Below are 14,725 nucleotides of genomic sequence, written 5' to 3' on the forward strand. Positions count from 1 at the left end.
TTTGGTGATTACTTATCGTCACTAATACGACTTGCTACTGCACTGTTTTGATCTTTATATTTTGCATCTTTACGGATGTTGTATGGGTTTTCACACGGGCCCGATAGCATTTCAAAGCTCATAGCCCCAATTTTCATCAGTGGGCGAAGCGCCAGTGGTAATTTACCTGAGTTGTAAAACTCTAAAACAATATTACCGCTCCAGCCTGGATCTATTCGGTGCGCAGTTACATGCACCATTAAACCCAAACGAGCTAGCGATGAGCGTCCATCTAACCACCCTACTATGTCTGCTGGCAGAGTTACTTTTTCGTGCGTTATAGCAAGTGCAAGTTCACCTGGGTGTAAAAAGAATGCTTCACCTTCATCAAGCACTATTTCTTCACTCATGATTGATTCCATGGCTTTATTTAGCTGATCTTTTGGACCACTTAAATCGACGTATGCTGCGTTGTGTGCATTAAAAGTTCTGAATTTATTACCTAAGCGTAAATCAGCAGTTACACCTGAAATCATGTCACTTGTTGGCGCAGGCTCAATAACAATGCGACCATCGCTTAGGTATTCATTAATATGTGTGTCTGAAAGTCTCATTATTATTTAATCTTCCGTAATCACAATTTCAATCGCATTGTGATGCTGTTGATAATAGAGCGTGCTGGCTATAAGCCTCGCTGCTGCGCTGTATGTTTTGCTTATTGCCGCGTCGTTATCGTTGGCAATAAGTTTTCCTTGCTCAGAATACTCACGTATATCGATTGCAAGAGGAATATGGCTAAGTACGGGTACGCCGTGCTTGTGCGCCAGCTTTTGTGAACCGTCTTTACCAAATACGTGATTAGCTTCACCGCAGTGGCTGCAAATGTAATGGCTCATGTTTTCTATTAAGCCCAGCACTGGCACGTTTACTTTATTAAACATGGCAATGCCTTTTTGCGCATCGGCAAGGGCTAAGTCTTGCGGCGTAGTGACAATAACAGTGCCGCTCGCTGGTACTTTTTGGCTCATTGTAAGTTGAATATCACCAGTGCCCGGTGGCATATCTACAATTAAGTAATCAAGCTCGCCCCAATCAGTCTCGTTAAGCAATTGGCTAAGCGCGCCTGAAGCCATTGGCCCGCGCCATACGGTGGCGTCATCGCTTGGGACTAAAAAGCCAATTGACTGCGCTTTAATGCCGTTTGCATCAAAAGGCTGTAGCTGTTTGTTATCTTTAGTGACGGGCTCTGCGCCCACCAAGCCTAAAAGCATTGGAATAGATGGGCCATAAATATCAGCATCTAAAATACCCACCTTTGCGCCTTCGTTTTTAAGGGCGCCCGCCAAGTTAACAGCAGTAGTCGATTTACCTACTCCGCCTTTGCCTGAGGCAATAAGCACAATATGTTTAATCGCCTTAAACTTAGCTGCCTCTTTAATGATAACCTTGGCACTAATTGTTACAGGCACATTTAAGCTTTCACTTACGTGCTGCTCCACTAAAGGCATTTCTGATTGCCCAGCAAAAGGTAGGGTTAATTTAATGTGTAGTGATTTATCGTCATTTTGAGTAATAGTATTAATGAAGCTTTCGTCAATACCGACGGCAAAAGCCGCACTACGATATGCCGCTAAGGCAGTAATAATCGGTTGTTTTTGCACCGATTTAGAAGAGAATAGTTTCGACAGTCCAAACATAGCAATTAAATAGCGTTTCTTTGATGAAAAGTGCCACGGAATTATGTAACATTCAGGGCATTAACACCAGTCAATTTATAAAAATCCATAAGCTGTGCGCACTCTAAGCAGATAGCTTGTAGATAAATTAATGATAATTGCCGTTTGTATAATAAAAACGGCGTTTTATCCTCAATTCGGAATGATTATGACGCAGCGAAAGATCCTGATTACCAGCGCATTACCTTATGCAAATGGCCCTACTCACTTAGGTCATTTATTGGAATATATTCAAACTGATATTTGGTCACGTTTTCAAAAACTACAGGGCCACGAAGCTTATTATGTTTGCGCAGACGATGCCCACGGCACACCAATTATGCTTAATGCACAAAAGCAAGGGATCACGCCTGAAGAAATGGTAAAACAAGTGAGCATAGAACGCCAACGCGACTTCGCTGACTTTAATATCAAATTTGATAACTACCACAGCACGCACAGCCAAGAAAACAAAGAATTAAGCGAACTTATTTATAACCGCCTAAACGATGCTGGTCATATTAAAAAGCACACTATTTCGCAATTATTCGATCCGGAAAAAGGTATTTTCTTACCTGACCGCTTTGTAACAGGTACTTGCCCAACGTGTAAGTCTGAAAACCAAAACGGCGATAGCTGTGATTCGTGTGGTGCTACATACAGCCCTACCGAACTCATTAATCCACGTTCTGTAATGTCGGGCGCTGAGCCTGTACTTAAAGATTCTGAGCATTACTTTTTTGACCTACCAGCATTTGAAGGCATGTTAAAAGAGTGGTTACACTCGGGCACTATTCAACAAGAAATGGCTAACAAACTAGACGAATGGTTTACCGATGGTCTGCAACAGTGGGATATTAGCCGTGATGCGCCTTACTTTGGTTTTGAAATTCCAAATGCACCGGGCAAATATTTTTACGTTTGGTTAGATGCACCTATTGGTTACATGGCGAGCTTTAAGAACCTATGTGATAAAAAAGGCATCAACTTTGATGAGTTTTGGGCTGAAGGTTCAGACGCTGAGCTTTATCACTTTATTGGTAAAGACATCATTTATTTCCACAGCTTATTTTGGCCAGCAATGCTAGAAGGCGCTAACTTTAGAAAGCCAACTAACGTATTCGCTCATGGTTTTGTTACTGTAAATGGCGAAAAAATGTCTAAATCAAAGGGTACGTTTATTAAAGCGCGTACTTATTTAGATAACTTAAACCCAGAGTACTTACGTTACTACTACGCAGCAAAATTAAGCAGCGGTATTGTTGATCTTGATTTAAACCTAGAAGACTTTGCACAACGCGTAAATTCAGACCTAGTAGGTAAAGTAGTAAACATAGCGAGCCGTTGTGCTGGCTTTATTACTAAAAAGTTTGATGGCAAGCTAAGCAGCACTATTATGCAACCAGAGCTGTTAGCAGAGTTTCAAGCGGCTGCACCTAGCATTACAACACACTATGAGAACCGCGATTACAGCCGCGCAATTCGCGAAATAATGGCGCTTGCCGACAAAGCAAACCAATTTATTGATGGCGCAGCACCTTGGGTATTAATTAAAGACGAAACTAAGCAACAAGAAGCACACGAAGTGTGTTCTCTTGGTCTTAACTTGTTCCGCGTTTTAATTACTTACTTAAAACCAGTGCTACCAGAAATGGCCGACAACGTACAAGCATTTTTAAATGACGACCTTGCATGGGACGGCGTTCAAAATGCACTCGTAAGCCACCCTATCAATAAATTTAAACCGTTAATGCAACGTGTTGAAATGGATAAAGTAAATAAAATGGTTGAAGAATCTAAAGAAAGCTTAGCGCCAAAAGTAACTATTGACCCTAACAGCCCACTTGCAAAAGAGCCGATTAGCGACGAGATAGAATTTGATGACTTTGCAAAAGTAGACTTACGCGTAGCTAAAATTGCTAAAGCAGAGCACGTAGAAGGCGCTGATAAACTACTTAAGCTAACACTTGATTTAGGCGGAGAAACTCGCCAAGTGTTTGCAGGTATTAAATCAGCTTACGCACCAGAGGATCTTGAAGGTAAGTTAACCGTTATGGTCGCTAACCTTAAGCCTCGTAAAATGCGCTTTGGTATGTCAGAGGGCATGGTATTAGCTGCAGGTCCTGGCGGAAAAGAAATTTATATTCTTAACCCAGATGACGGCTCAGAGCCTGGTATGCGCGTAATGTAATATTACTCATACAATAAAAACCGCTGATACATCAGCGGTTTTTTTATGGGCAAAAACAATGTTTAGTCGTATATTCAATACGAATGCCTCTGTATTAAATAAAGTGAATTGTAATTATGACCCAAATTTTAGATGCCAACAGAATAAAAGTAAGTAGCCAAATAAAACAACACAAATTAGTCGCCATACTGCGCTTAAAGCAACAAGGTGATGTAGCACCATTAATTGATTGTTTAGTTAATGCGGGCATAAACGCACTCGAGATCACCTCAAATACACCGGGCTTTGAGCAAGAAATAGCAAAAGCTCGTGCAGCTCATAAAAACGCACTTATTGGTGCAGGCACAATAATTAACACCACCCTTGCTCAGCAAGCAATTGATGCAGGCGCGCAGTTTATCGTAACGCCAAATACCAACAAATCGGTTGTCGAACTTGCCCACCAGCACGGGTTACCAGTATTAATGGGCGCGCTAACACCTACCGATGTAGCAAATGCAATTGAATATAAGGCAGATATTATTAAGGTATTTCCTGCAGGCAGTATGGGCGTTGGTTACTTTAAAGCATTAACAGGTCCATTTTCAGAAGCACAATTAATACCTGTTGGTGGTGTGAATTTAGATAATTTATCACAATGGTTTGAAGCAGGTGCTTGTGGCGCGGCAGTAAGTGGCGATTTTTGTAAGGTATTAAATACCGAACAAGAGCGTAGTGATCTTACCAAGCTTGTAAAAAACTATATAAGTAAACTGCCTAAATAGGCAGTTTATTTTATTTATAAAATAGCCAAATGTGCGCTCATAAAATTTGATTGGGCGCTATACAAAATTAATTACTACTAATTAATTCAGCTTTTTCAATACGCGATCTTTTCTTGGTAAGTAATAATTATCGTAATCAAGTGACACTATAACGCGCTCTGCTTTTCCTAATAACTCGTTACGCGGAATTAAACCTATTACACGCGAGTCAGCGCTATTGTCGCGGTTATCGCCCATTGCTAAGTAATAATCATCAGGAATTGTAATTGCATCAAACCCCGATAAACGTGAAGGAATATTTGCCACTCTTATCGAATGCTCTAATCCGTTTAAATCTTCAATTTTATCAAGTGAGTCTATGTTGCTGCGCTGATCTGCATAATTAAGTTTTTTACCATTAATAATGAGCTCATTATTTTCAAGCGCAACGGTGTCTCCTGGCACACCAATTACACGCTTAATTAAACGGTTATCGGCAGCTTGTGAGTCAAAAACAATAATATCACCAGCTTGTGGATCCGCTAATTTAAGTAATTTTATGTGCGTAAATGGGACGCGAATATCGTAGGCCATTTTATCGGTAAGTATTCTGTCACCTTCTTGAATGGTCGGTTTCATTGAGCCTGTTGGTACTTCGTACCAATCGGCAACAGCGCTTCTAAATACGCTCATCAGTGCAATAAATACGATAAGAGAGCGGTTATTTTTCCAAAACTTATAAACTAATTTCATGCCTATTCCCTTCAATTGAACAAGTCTTTAATTAAGTAACTGTTTATATGACTTTGCTAATTAGCTGCAGTTCAATCAATGATGTAACAAAACATGTTGACTACTAATTTTAATTGATCGATTAAATTTAGAGCGTCGTAACATTTAACGAAACCAACGGGTATTAACTTAAAGGAAAATAAAATGTTTAAGAAAATTACTACTGCATTATTGTTTACAACTGCAAGCCTTGGATTTACTACAATGGCTTATGCTGATCATCATGGTATGAAAAAAGACGTTGTTGAAGTAGCCGTTGAAAATGGTTCGTTCACTACTCTTGTTGCTGCTGTTAAAGCCGCAGGTTTAGTTGAAACACTGCAAGGTAAAGGACCCTTTACTATTTTTGCACCAACAGATGCTGCATTTTCTAAATTACCTGAAGGCACTGTAGAAATGTTACTCAAGCCTGAAAACAAAGATAAGCTAACGGCGGTATTAACTTATCACGTAGTGTCTGGAAAAGTGATGGCAGCCGATGTAATGAAGGTAGACAGTGCGAAAACACTACAAGGCCAATCAGTTATGGTTAAAGCCGACAGCATGGGCGTAATGATAAATGACGCTAAAGTTGTAAAAGCTGATGTAAAAGCAAGCAACGGCGTAATTCATGTTATCGACACAGTACTACTTCCAAAAGAGTAGTCATAAAAGAATAAGCCAACTAAAAAAGCATAAGTAAATACTTATGCTTTTTTATTTATTTTTGTTTCATGACATAACAAATTATTGATTTAGTTTTTCTTTCGCTTCTTTTACTTTTTCAAAATCTAAACCAAGTTCGTCAGTCGCTTCTTTAATAAGGTGCGGTTGAGTCATTACGACTGCCATTAGTTGCTGTAGCTTTTCTGGCGGAATACCAAGCTCTTGAACAAGCGCCATTGCCATCATTGGGTTTTGAGTAAACGCTTCAAACAATGCTTTTACTTTTTCGTCGCTTACATTGTGCTCTTTAAGTATTGCTAGTATTGGATTCATTATTAAACCTTAAGTGTTTTTTGTAGGGCTTAGTATATGGGCTAAACCCTAAAATTAAAGAGTTACTCTACAAGTAAAACAACTTTACCAGCATTTTCATTACGCTCTAAAATAGCATGAGCTTCGTTTGCGTCGCTCCAAGGCAATGTTTTATACAAGTTAAAGTCGTACTTTTTAGTGGCAATATCATTGTAAAAGCGTGCTACAAAGTCGTCGCGTACTTGGCGTTTAAACTCAATACTACGATTTCTAAGCGTTGAGGCATGAAACGAAATACGTTTGCGTAAAAGCGCTGCAAAATCAACTTCTGCAAAACGTCCATCTAAAAATGCAAGCATTACAATTTGGCAATCCATCGCTGCAATAGCGGCATTTTTATTTAAGTAACTACCCGAAACAGGATCTACAATTGCATTAGCTGTTAACTCATTTGCTTTCATATATTCTACAAAGTCAGTGGTTTTGTAGTTAATGACATGATCGGCACCGAGTTCTTTTGCGTGTTGGCATTTTTCATCCGTACCGGCAGTAATAACCACGGTAGCACCTGCACTTTTAGCCATTTGAATTGCTGCACCGCCCACACCACTAGCACCTGCATGAATAAGCGCTGTTTGCCCTTTTTGCAATTTACCAAGCTCAAATAATGCGCCAAATGCTGTTAGGTACACTTCGCTTATTGCAGCGCCTTCAGCCATTGTTACATCATCGGGTAATTCCATAAGCTGCTTTGCATCAACGGCTACATATTCACTGTAAGCGCCACCAGAACACAAAGCAAAAACACGTTTATTAAGCCAAACTCTATCAACTTTACCGCCAATATCGCTAATAACACCGGCACATTCTAAACCTAAAATAGGGCTATCTCCCGCGGGGGCCGGGTATTTACCTTGGCGCTGCATACTGTCTGCACGGTTTACACCTATTGCTGCAACTTTAACGAGTACTTCATGGCTCTTTAAAACCGGTTTTTCGGTTTCACTAAATGCAAGATTACCATCTTCATGAGAAATATATTTCATTGTTGCTCCAAGTTTAAAAACTGTAATAACATATAGATGGGGATGAACACAGATTCAAACAACCTCAAAAGCGCCAACTTTGTTTGTAAGGATAAACATCGGGTAGAAAACCATTGTGTACTTGTTGCTGACAACCTTGCCAAAACGTCGCTAAAAACAAGTTACTGTGCTCATTATTAAAATAATTAAACGCAATCTCGTTGGCGCTAAAAAACACCTTAAATTGGCTCGGAAATATATCGTTTTCAGCTATATCAAAATACGAGTTACTACTTAGCTCTTCAAGTGCATTTTGGGTTTGTGGCACCTCTCTAAAGTTGCAATCAGTTAGTGGGCAAATTTCGTCAAAGTCGTAAAACACCACTCGCCCCCATCGCGTTACTCCAAAGTTTTTCATTAGCATGTCGCCCGGAAATATATTAGCACCCGCTAATTCTTTAATTGCTTTACCGTAGTCATGCATCACTCTCTCTAAGGTTTTGTTATCGCATTGGGTAATATATAAATTAAGCGGGGTCATTTTACGCTCAACATAAACGTGCTTTAAAATAAGTGCCTTGCCAGATATAACCATGCTGCTACCAATTTGGCTTTTCATCTGCTCAAGCAGCTCGTCGCTAAAACGGCTTAAATCAAACGCTAAATATCTAAATTCGTGTGTGTCTACCAAACGACCAACCCTATCGGCTTGTTTTACAAAGTTATACTTTTCTTTCACTTGTGCTTTGGTGGCTGTTTTTGGCGCACTAAATTTGTCTTTAATTACTTTATAAACGTAATCTAGCCCTTCAATAGTAAATACTAGCATTACCATACCTGGCGTCCCTGGTGCTGTAACATACTTAAAGTTGGCTGGACTATTTTTAGTCGTATCAACCTTGTGCCGATAAAACTCAGTTTTGGCGTGCTTTATAAAACCAATGGCGTTAAATAACTCAAAGCGCTGTTTATGTGGCATTAACACACTTAAGTAATCTACATAACGAGCGGGCTTATCGGTATCAACCATAAAATAGGTGCGTGCAAAACCAAATAATAAACTTAATTGATCGGCGCCCATCATTACAGCATCAAGCTTTAGTCCCTCATCGGTATTTAGAATAGCAATGGCAAAAGGCATATTGTCGCCATTTTTAGCAATACAGCGCCCAATTAAATAACAGGCTTTGTTTCTAAAAAATAATGAGTTGGCGTATTCAATATACCCATCGTTTAAATTTATAAGTTCGTACACCTGTTTGCATTGCTGCTTAGCGCCTTGCATTAACGTACTTTGTAATGTGGCTACATCGCGTTCTAAATGACTAAACGGCACTCTAAATACTTGATTAGTAATAAGCGTTTTAACGGCGTTATTAAACCCATTATGTAGCGATACCCTGCTCACTAAGCTTTCATAAGAGCGTGGCTCACTACGATACTTTGCTTTTAATACAAACAAATGCACAGTACGAATTTTTTTATCGTCCCAAATTGCCCCAAACGTTGAGTTAAAAAATGTATGCGCAATGGGTTTATTTTCGTGATTTTCTACCATATCGCCGTAAATATTTTTAGCTAACTGCCACGTTTGCGGGCAAGTAAGTTCAGCGTAAGCAATAACTCTGACGGCTTCACTCACGTTTTTTACTTCGCGCTCATACACTTGTAAACGTTCACGCATAGCACTTTGTACACTGTGATACTGTCGTTGTTCAAAACGGCTTTGTGCACCCAGTGTAATATTTAAAAATTGCGAAAACATCGCCTCAAATCCAGCAAAAACAGATCGTGCAAGCTTACTGGCTACAACGTGTTGTAGCGCATTATTAGATTGATTTGTTAGCCTATTTTGCATAAATACAGCACTTATATTGATGCCAGTTATGGCGGTTATTTTTTATTAATGGTTTACACCTTAGCAAGCAGGCTTTAATTTAGATAATTAATAAAGCATATAAATAGAATTTATTGGGCGTATTGACCTTTCGAGGTTAATTTTGCAGCCGTGTATTTGGTTTTTAAGCAAGGCAAAGTACATGTAGTGTGGTGACTCCCCATAAATGTACTTTACCGCTGCATAAAGGCCAAATACACACTGCCCATAGGGTTCTTTCTAGGGACAATTAACTCTTTGTTGCTCGATTTTTACTTAGCCCACTAGGTGGCAAACCTCGCGCCGCGATTAAATCGCCCCTAGATTGAACAAATTTCAACCCTGAAAGGCCAACACGCCCATATGAATATAAGAAACGTCGACCTCAACTTGTTAGTTTACTTAAATGTACTCATCGATGAAAAAAGTGTTTCAAAAGCTGCAAATAAACTCGCGCTTACTCAACCGGCTATGAGTAACGCATTAAAACGTTTGCGCGATTTATTTGACGACCCGCTACTTGTGCGTGCCGCAGGCTCTATGACGCCAACGGCAAAGGCACTTGCATTAAAGCCTGAAGTTGAGGCCCTATTAAAAATGGCTGAAGCTATTACGCAGCCTAGTGAGCAGTTTAACCCAGCAACTGCTGAAGTTACGTTTAGAATAATGGCAAACGACTACATAGAGTCGACCTTAATAGCCCCTTTTATAACTGCGCAGCTTAGTAAAAATCCAGGTATTAATTTTGATGTATTAAGCCCAAGCGACGTAAACCTGCAAGACATGGAAAAAGGCACTATTGATTTAGCAATAAACCGCTTTAATGGCCTACCACGCTCGTTTCATCAAGCCAGTGTATGGCGAGATAACTACTGTTGTTTAACGCATCCTAAAAATACATTTTTACAACATTCAGGGTTAGACGACTACTTACAAAAAGAACATATTTGGGTAAACCGTGCAGGCTGGGGACCAGAGGCCGCTGTTACTAATAAATCAGGTAAGCAAAAATTAGGCTGGGTAGACGAAGCCCTTTGGCAACTAGAACAAACCCGTAAAATACGTGTTTTTACTCGCCACTACATGGTCGCAAGCCTGCTTTGCCAATCAGAGCAACTTATTGCCACCCTACCGCGCAGGCAGGCTAAATTGTTAACCTCTCATACTGATTTAGTAATCAGCCCTGTACCATTTCAAATAGTGCCTATTGAGGTAAAAATGATATGGAGCCCGCTACTACACCATGCCCCTGCACACCAATGGTTAAGACGTGAGTTATTAGCGTTTGCTAAAACGATTGCAGATAGGTAAATAAGATCAAACCTTAAAATCTTTGATAAGGATTCAAGAACCTAACTCTTAACTCTTTGATATGCACTGATTCATGAGGTAATTTGAGCTAATAGCTTGGTTAGCATTTTAAATACATTGAGTTAAAAACTACCTAATGAAAAAGCTAGAACTCAAATACAATGTTCGCTGAAGAATTGAATCAAAATAGGTACTGCGTTATTCTTAATTAGTAATATAAAGTCAATAACTTTAGATACTCGTTATCAATAACCTAAGACATATTAAAAAATGGAATTTTATGTACCAATACCTATATTTGAAGTGTTCACTTATAATGAGCAAGGTCACCAAAATTAGCTTTCTTCCTTTCTCTAAAGTTGAAACTGATAATTTAAAAACCCTCTTATTTACTGCACGACTTTTTGTTTATATAGCTCTTGCATACTTTTTGAATGGGTTAGGTACTTTTTTATATGATGTTCATGAAGTTGTTAATTTATACAACTTTGAACAAACTTGGAGCGTAATATTTACAAATATTCATCAGACTCTACTATTGAAAAAATTATTATGGGAGATGTTATTTAGCGCTGCTATATTAGCGACTGGGGGTATATTGGCTGCAATAGTTTCATTCGAGTTTAAATATGAAAGTAAAAGTGACTAACCTCAAGTCTTTGCTACATTAAAATAAACTTAATCGGATTATAAAAATACCATTAAATAACAACAATTTAAAAACCTTGCTGTGTAAGTGTTATTTAAGAGCCTTTTAAGGAAGATTATTATAAATATTGATTACTCTGCTTATTCACTTAGTGAATTAAACGAAGCAATTGAAAGTATTGACTCACATAAATATCCAGAGAACTACAAACGCCTTAAAGATGAATTAGCTAAACCAAGTCGAACTGAGCCAAAAGCTGCGCAACAAATAGTAATAGCTAAAAAGAACACTAAGAAAACAAGTAAAGCGCTCCTGTGTATTGTTTTAGGTTTGTTTATTCTTTTGCGCAGCTATTTTAATTACGAAAGTGGTGTCATTTATAAGAGATACAATGAGCCGGCAGTGGCATCTTTAGAAAATAACCCGAAAAAGTTTTATTTATTTCTTTTTTTCACAATTAGTGCCGGAGGTTTTATTACGGCATATGGTATTCATGCTTTATTTTCTAAAAAAGAAGACAATGATAAACAAACTTAATAATAAGAATAACGATACTGCAAATAAAATTTTTGCTGTCTTTCAAAAATCCTATGCTATTGAGGCTAAACTGATCGGCGCGCATAACTTCCCTCCTTTAACACGTAATACTAAAGATATTAAAAAATCAGAAACAACCTTTTATGGCTACAGCGAAAATGAATGTTTAGTAGCTGTTATTGAAGTAGATACAAACAACGAGTGTTTAGATATTTGTAGTTTAACCGTTGATCCTAGCTATTTTAAAAAAGGTATCGCAAGTAAGCTAATAAATTATGTTCTAGCAATCGGTGATTTATCTCATGCAAGAGTTGAGACTGCAGTTGCTAATACTCCTGCAATAAATTTATATAAAAAGCATGGTTTCGTGGAATTCAAAAGATGGACTCCTTCACATGGTATTGAAAAACTGGCTATGTCGGTCGTAATTTAAATCAGTATTTCAAAATAGGTAATTTATAAATGGATAGTGCATCAATAATTGCGTGGAGTGTTTTGTTTGGCGGCATAGGTATTGGCTACCTTACTTACGGGCGAAGAAAAAAAGCCGTAGTGCCACTTTGTATTGGTTTGTCATTATTGGTTTTTCCGTACTTTATGACCAGTGTTAGCATGCTACTGATTGTAGGCGCTATTTTAGTGGCTATTCCCTACTTTATTAAAATTTAACATTACTATTGTTATTGCTATTGTGACGGATAAATAAAATACACGCGAAAAATAAAAAAGCGCCACGGTATTCAACTTTGGGAAAATACCGTGGCGCTTTTGGAAATCGTCGATATAGGAATCTACCTACAGCGTATTATTAGCAAGCTTAGTACCAACTTCATAAAATAATTAAAATTCAATAAAAACAATTAACTAAGATTCCTTCTTTATTCCTCAACTCCTCCCCTTGTTCCAGTTTTGTGCACACTTTCACCGCATTGCACCAAATTAATTAGTATTATTTAAGATTGTTTTCTGCGTTCTATTAACCATTAAATCTTACTATTGATAAAATCAATATCAGTTATTGAAAACAACAATTTTATTAATAATACACTTAGCGCTAGAGTGAAGTTAAGCCAACAAACTAAGAGTAATTATTATGACAACAACTTCTTTCACACGCCAAGACGGATTATTCATCGATGCTAACTTGCATCAGTTCATTGAAGAGCAGTTATGCACTAAGGCTAACACTACTGAAACTTACCAAGCGTTAGCTACTTTAGTTGACGAGTTTGGTTGTAAATGCCGTAAAACAAAGCATCAACCAGATGATGTATTAGAAGTTGATACATTATTAAATGCATACCAACTTAAAAATCATCCACTTTGCCATGTTGATGCACAAACTACGGAAGCCGTTTTAGACGAGTATTGCTGCCAGGTTCCTGCAATTATTGTTGTTGCGTTAATGGATACGCTTAGTGGTACACAGTGCGATGAACCCCAAGCACATGAGATTTACCATCGTGCAGCGCAGTTAACCAACCGCCCTTGTATGCACAGAGTAAAAACTGCCTCAGCAGCTTAATAATGGATGTATTTAAAAGTGCTCGATAACCTTCTTTGCAAAGCCAGTACAAGTTAAGGTTGTCGAGTTATGAATACTTGAGTTATCGCTCTGCTCTTGCGCTAAATCAAAGGTTACTTCACCGCTTTTAAATGTTTGCTCTAACGCATTTTCTATGAGTAATGCGGCTTCGTCCCACCCCATAAATTTAAGCATTAATACCGCACTTAAAATACTACTGCTGGGGTTTGCTTTATTTTGCCCTGCTATACGTTCAAACGTGCCGTGTGTAGGCTCAAAAAATGCGACATCGTTATTTAAATTTGCAGCAGGCATTATACCAACACCACCAACTTGTGCACTGAGCATATCAGCTAAAAAGTCACCATTTTGGTTAGTCGTGACCACTACATCAAATTGCTCTGGATGCATTAAACATTGTTGCAGCATGTTATCGGCTATGACTTCTTTAATAATTAAGGGCGCTTGGTGTGCTCGCTCTATTTGCAACCAACGCCCATTTTCATGTGCGGTGGCATTAAACTCGTTTTGTGCAAGTGCAAACCCCCAACGCTTAAATGCACCATCGGTAAATTTAAGTACATTACCTTTGTGTACTAGCGTTAATGATTCACTATCGTTTTTAAGTGCATAGTTAATTGCAAAGCGCATTAGTCGCTCAGAGCCTTCTTTAGATATATTTTTAATACCAATTCCGCACTCTTGTGAAAACCTTAGGCGGGTTACGCCCATTTCCTCACATAAAAAATCGAGCATTTTTTCGCTCTCTACACTGCCTGCTTGCCACTCAATACCTGAGTACACGTCTTCGCTACTATCACGAAGCACTGTTATGCTTGTTAAAAAAGGGTTTTTTAAAGGAGAAGGGAGTGCACTAAAACCTTTTATAGTGCGCATATTTACAAACAAATCCATTTCTTGCCTGAGTGCGACATTAAGAGATCGAAAACCACCACCTAGTGGTGTGGTTAACGGCCCTTTTATGGCAATTTTACAGGCACGTACCGCGTTAATTGTTTCTTGTGGAAACCAATCACCGTCATACAGCTTTGCGGCCTGCTCGCCATTATAAACCTGCATCCAATGAATTTTCCGTGCGCTTTTATAACAATGCTCAATTGCACTATCAACAACATGGCGCATTACCGGCATAACATCTAGACCCACGCCATCGCCATCAATAAAAGCAATGATAGGTTCTAACGGTATTTGCCAGTGTCCTTGTGCATCAATAGTGATATTTTGGCCGTGCTCAGGAACTTGAATATGCTGATACGTCATGGCTAAACCTAACTTAAAATAACGATTAATTGATTAAACCATGCTTAGCTAGGAGTGTCTGTATTTGTACTTTTATAGTTACTATCATTTTAAAAAATAAAGAATTAGGCGTGATTATTTATCCATTTAGTTGGTCTTGTATAT

General features: G+C 38.6%; 16 protein-coding genes. 9 read left to right on the forward strand and 7 right to left on the reverse strand.

Annotated features, from left to right (window positions below; all coding sequences use genetic code 11):
- Positions 1 to 8 precede the first annotated feature (8 nt).
- Both dcd and apbC read right to left on the reverse strand, forming a co-directional pair.
- Entirely contained in the window at positions 9 to 593 is a 585-nt protein-coding gene (gene dcd, locus I6E85_RS04455; RefSeq protein ID WP_007582539.1) for a dCTP deaminase, read from the reverse strand.
- Positions 594 to 599: 6 nt separating this feature from the next.
- Positions 600 to 1,676: an iron-sulfur cluster carrier protein ApbC gene (gene apbC / locus I6E85_RS04460; RefSeq protein ID WP_024590431.1), complete on the reverse strand. Its 1,077-nt coding sequence runs from the start codon at positions 1,674 to 1,676 to the stop codon at positions 600 to 602.
- Between the two features lie 187 nt (positions 1,677 to 1,863).
- On the opposite strand from apbC, the gene metG reads away from it, so the two are divergent.
- Together metG and I6E85_RS04470 are read left to right on the forward strand one after the other, a co-directional pair.
- Positions 1,864 to 3,885 (forward strand): methionine--tRNA ligase, encoded by a 2,022-nt coding sequence (metG, locus tag I6E85_RS04465; RefSeq protein ID WP_007582537.1) that lies wholly within the window; start codon positions 1,864 to 1,866, stop codon positions 3,883 to 3,885.
- A 116-nt stretch (positions 3,886 to 4,001) separates the two neighbouring features.
- Positions 4,002 to 4,649, forward strand: coding sequence for a bifunctional 4-hydroxy-2-oxoglutarate aldolase/2-dehydro-3-deoxy-phosphogluconate aldolase (locus I6E85_RS04470; protein ID WP_024590430.1), 648 nt, complete (start codon positions 4,002 to 4,004; stop codon positions 4,647 to 4,649).
- A gap of 81 nt (positions 4,650 to 4,730) precedes the next feature.
- Here I6E85_RS04470 and lepB read toward each other — a convergent pair whose 3' ends face one another.
- Complete coding sequence (lepB, locus tag I6E85_RS04475) at positions 4,731 to 5,381, reverse strand: signal peptidase I (RefSeq protein WP_007582535.1); 651 nt, start codon at positions 5,379 to 5,381, stop codon at positions 4,731 to 4,733.
- 183 nt (positions 5,382 to 5,564) lie between these two features.
- Between lepB and I6E85_RS04480 the strand changes: the two genes are divergently transcribed.
- Positions 5,565 to 6,065, forward strand: coding sequence for a fasciclin domain-containing protein (locus tag I6E85_RS04480; RefSeq protein ID WP_007582534.1), 501 nt, complete (start codon positions 5,565 to 5,567; stop codon positions 6,063 to 6,065).
- Between the two features lie 81 nt (positions 6,066 to 6,146).
- On the opposite strand, the gene I6E85_RS04485 is transcribed toward I6E85_RS04480, so the two are convergent.
- The 3 genes from I6E85_RS04485 to aceK form a co-directional block, all read right to left on the reverse strand.
- Positions 6,147 to 6,398, reverse strand: a complete 252-nt coding sequence (locus tag I6E85_RS04485; RefSeq protein WP_007582532.1) for a DUF2999 family protein — start codon at positions 6,396 to 6,398, stop codon at positions 6,147 to 6,149.
- A 62-nt stretch (positions 6,399 to 6,460) separates the two neighbouring features.
- Positions 6,461 to 7,423, reverse strand: a complete 963-nt coding sequence (locus I6E85_RS04490; RefSeq protein WP_101163615.1) for a zinc-binding dehydrogenase — start codon at positions 7,421 to 7,423, stop codon at positions 6,461 to 6,463.
- A gap of 64 nt (positions 7,424 to 7,487) precedes the next feature.
- The gene (aceK, locus tag I6E85_RS04495; protein WP_101163614.1) at positions 7,488 to 9,260 is read right to left on the reverse strand and encodes a bifunctional isocitrate dehydrogenase kinase/phosphatase; all 1,773 of its coding nucleotides are present in this window, start codon (positions 9,258 to 9,260) and stop codon (positions 7,488 to 7,490) included.
- Between the two features lie 381 nt (positions 9,261 to 9,641).
- Between aceK and I6E85_RS04500 the strand changes: the two genes are divergently transcribed.
- The 6 genes from I6E85_RS04500 to I6E85_RS04525 all read left to right on the forward strand — a co-directional run bounded on the left by I6E85_RS04500 (position 9,642) and on the right by I6E85_RS04525 (position 13,300).
- A complete protein-coding gene (locus I6E85_RS04500) occupies positions 9,642 to 10,589 on the forward strand; it encodes a LysR family transcriptional regulator (RefSeq protein ID WP_010554227.1) in 948 nt (315 codons plus the stop codon).
- Positions 10,590 to 10,905: 316 nt separating this feature from the next.
- Positions 10,906 to 11,238: a hypothetical protein gene (locus I6E85_RS04505; RefSeq protein ID WP_139016249.1), complete on the forward strand. Its 333-nt coding sequence runs from the start codon at positions 10,906 to 10,908 to the stop codon at positions 11,236 to 11,238.
- Positions 11,239 to 11,325: 87 nt separating this feature from the next.
- Positions 11,326 to 11,775, forward strand: coding sequence for a hypothetical protein (locus I6E85_RS04510; RefSeq protein ID WP_101163613.1), 450 nt, complete (start codon positions 11,326 to 11,328; stop codon positions 11,773 to 11,775).
- On the forward strand, positions 11,759 to 12,208 hold the full coding sequence (locus tag I6E85_RS04515) for a GNAT family N-acetyltransferase (protein ID WP_101163612.1): 450 nt from the start codon (positions 11,759 to 11,761) through the stop codon (positions 12,206 to 12,208). The genes I6E85_RS04510 and I6E85_RS04515 overlap by 17 nt, the downstream gene beginning before the upstream one ends.
- A 29-nt stretch (positions 12,209 to 12,237) precedes the next feature.
- Entirely contained in the window at positions 12,238 to 12,444 is a 207-nt protein-coding gene (locus tag I6E85_RS04520; RefSeq protein WP_008169332.1) for a hypothetical protein, read from the forward strand.
- A 424-nt stretch (positions 12,445 to 12,868) separates the two neighbouring features.
- Positions 12,869 to 13,300 carry a hypothetical protein gene (locus I6E85_RS04525; protein WP_007582519.1) on the forward strand — a complete coding sequence of 144 codons (432 nt, stop codon included), beginning with the start codon at positions 12,869 to 12,871 and terminating at the stop codon, positions 13,298 to 13,300.
- A 12-nt stretch (positions 13,301 to 13,312) separates the two neighbouring features.
- Here I6E85_RS04525 and icd read toward each other — a convergent pair whose 3' ends face one another.
- A complete protein-coding gene (gene icd, locus I6E85_RS04530; RefSeq protein ID WP_197236634.1) occupies positions 13,313 to 14,581 on the reverse strand; it encodes an NADP-dependent isocitrate dehydrogenase in 1,269 nt (422 codons plus the stop codon).
- Between the last annotated feature and the right edge of the window lie 144 nt (positions 14,582 to 14,725).

Source organism: Pseudoalteromonas sp. NZS71 (assembly GCF_015864715.1).
GTDB classification, from domain to species: Bacteria; Pseudomonadota; Gammaproteobacteria; order Enterobacterales; family Alteromonadaceae; genus Pseudoalteromonas; species Pseudoalteromonas arctica.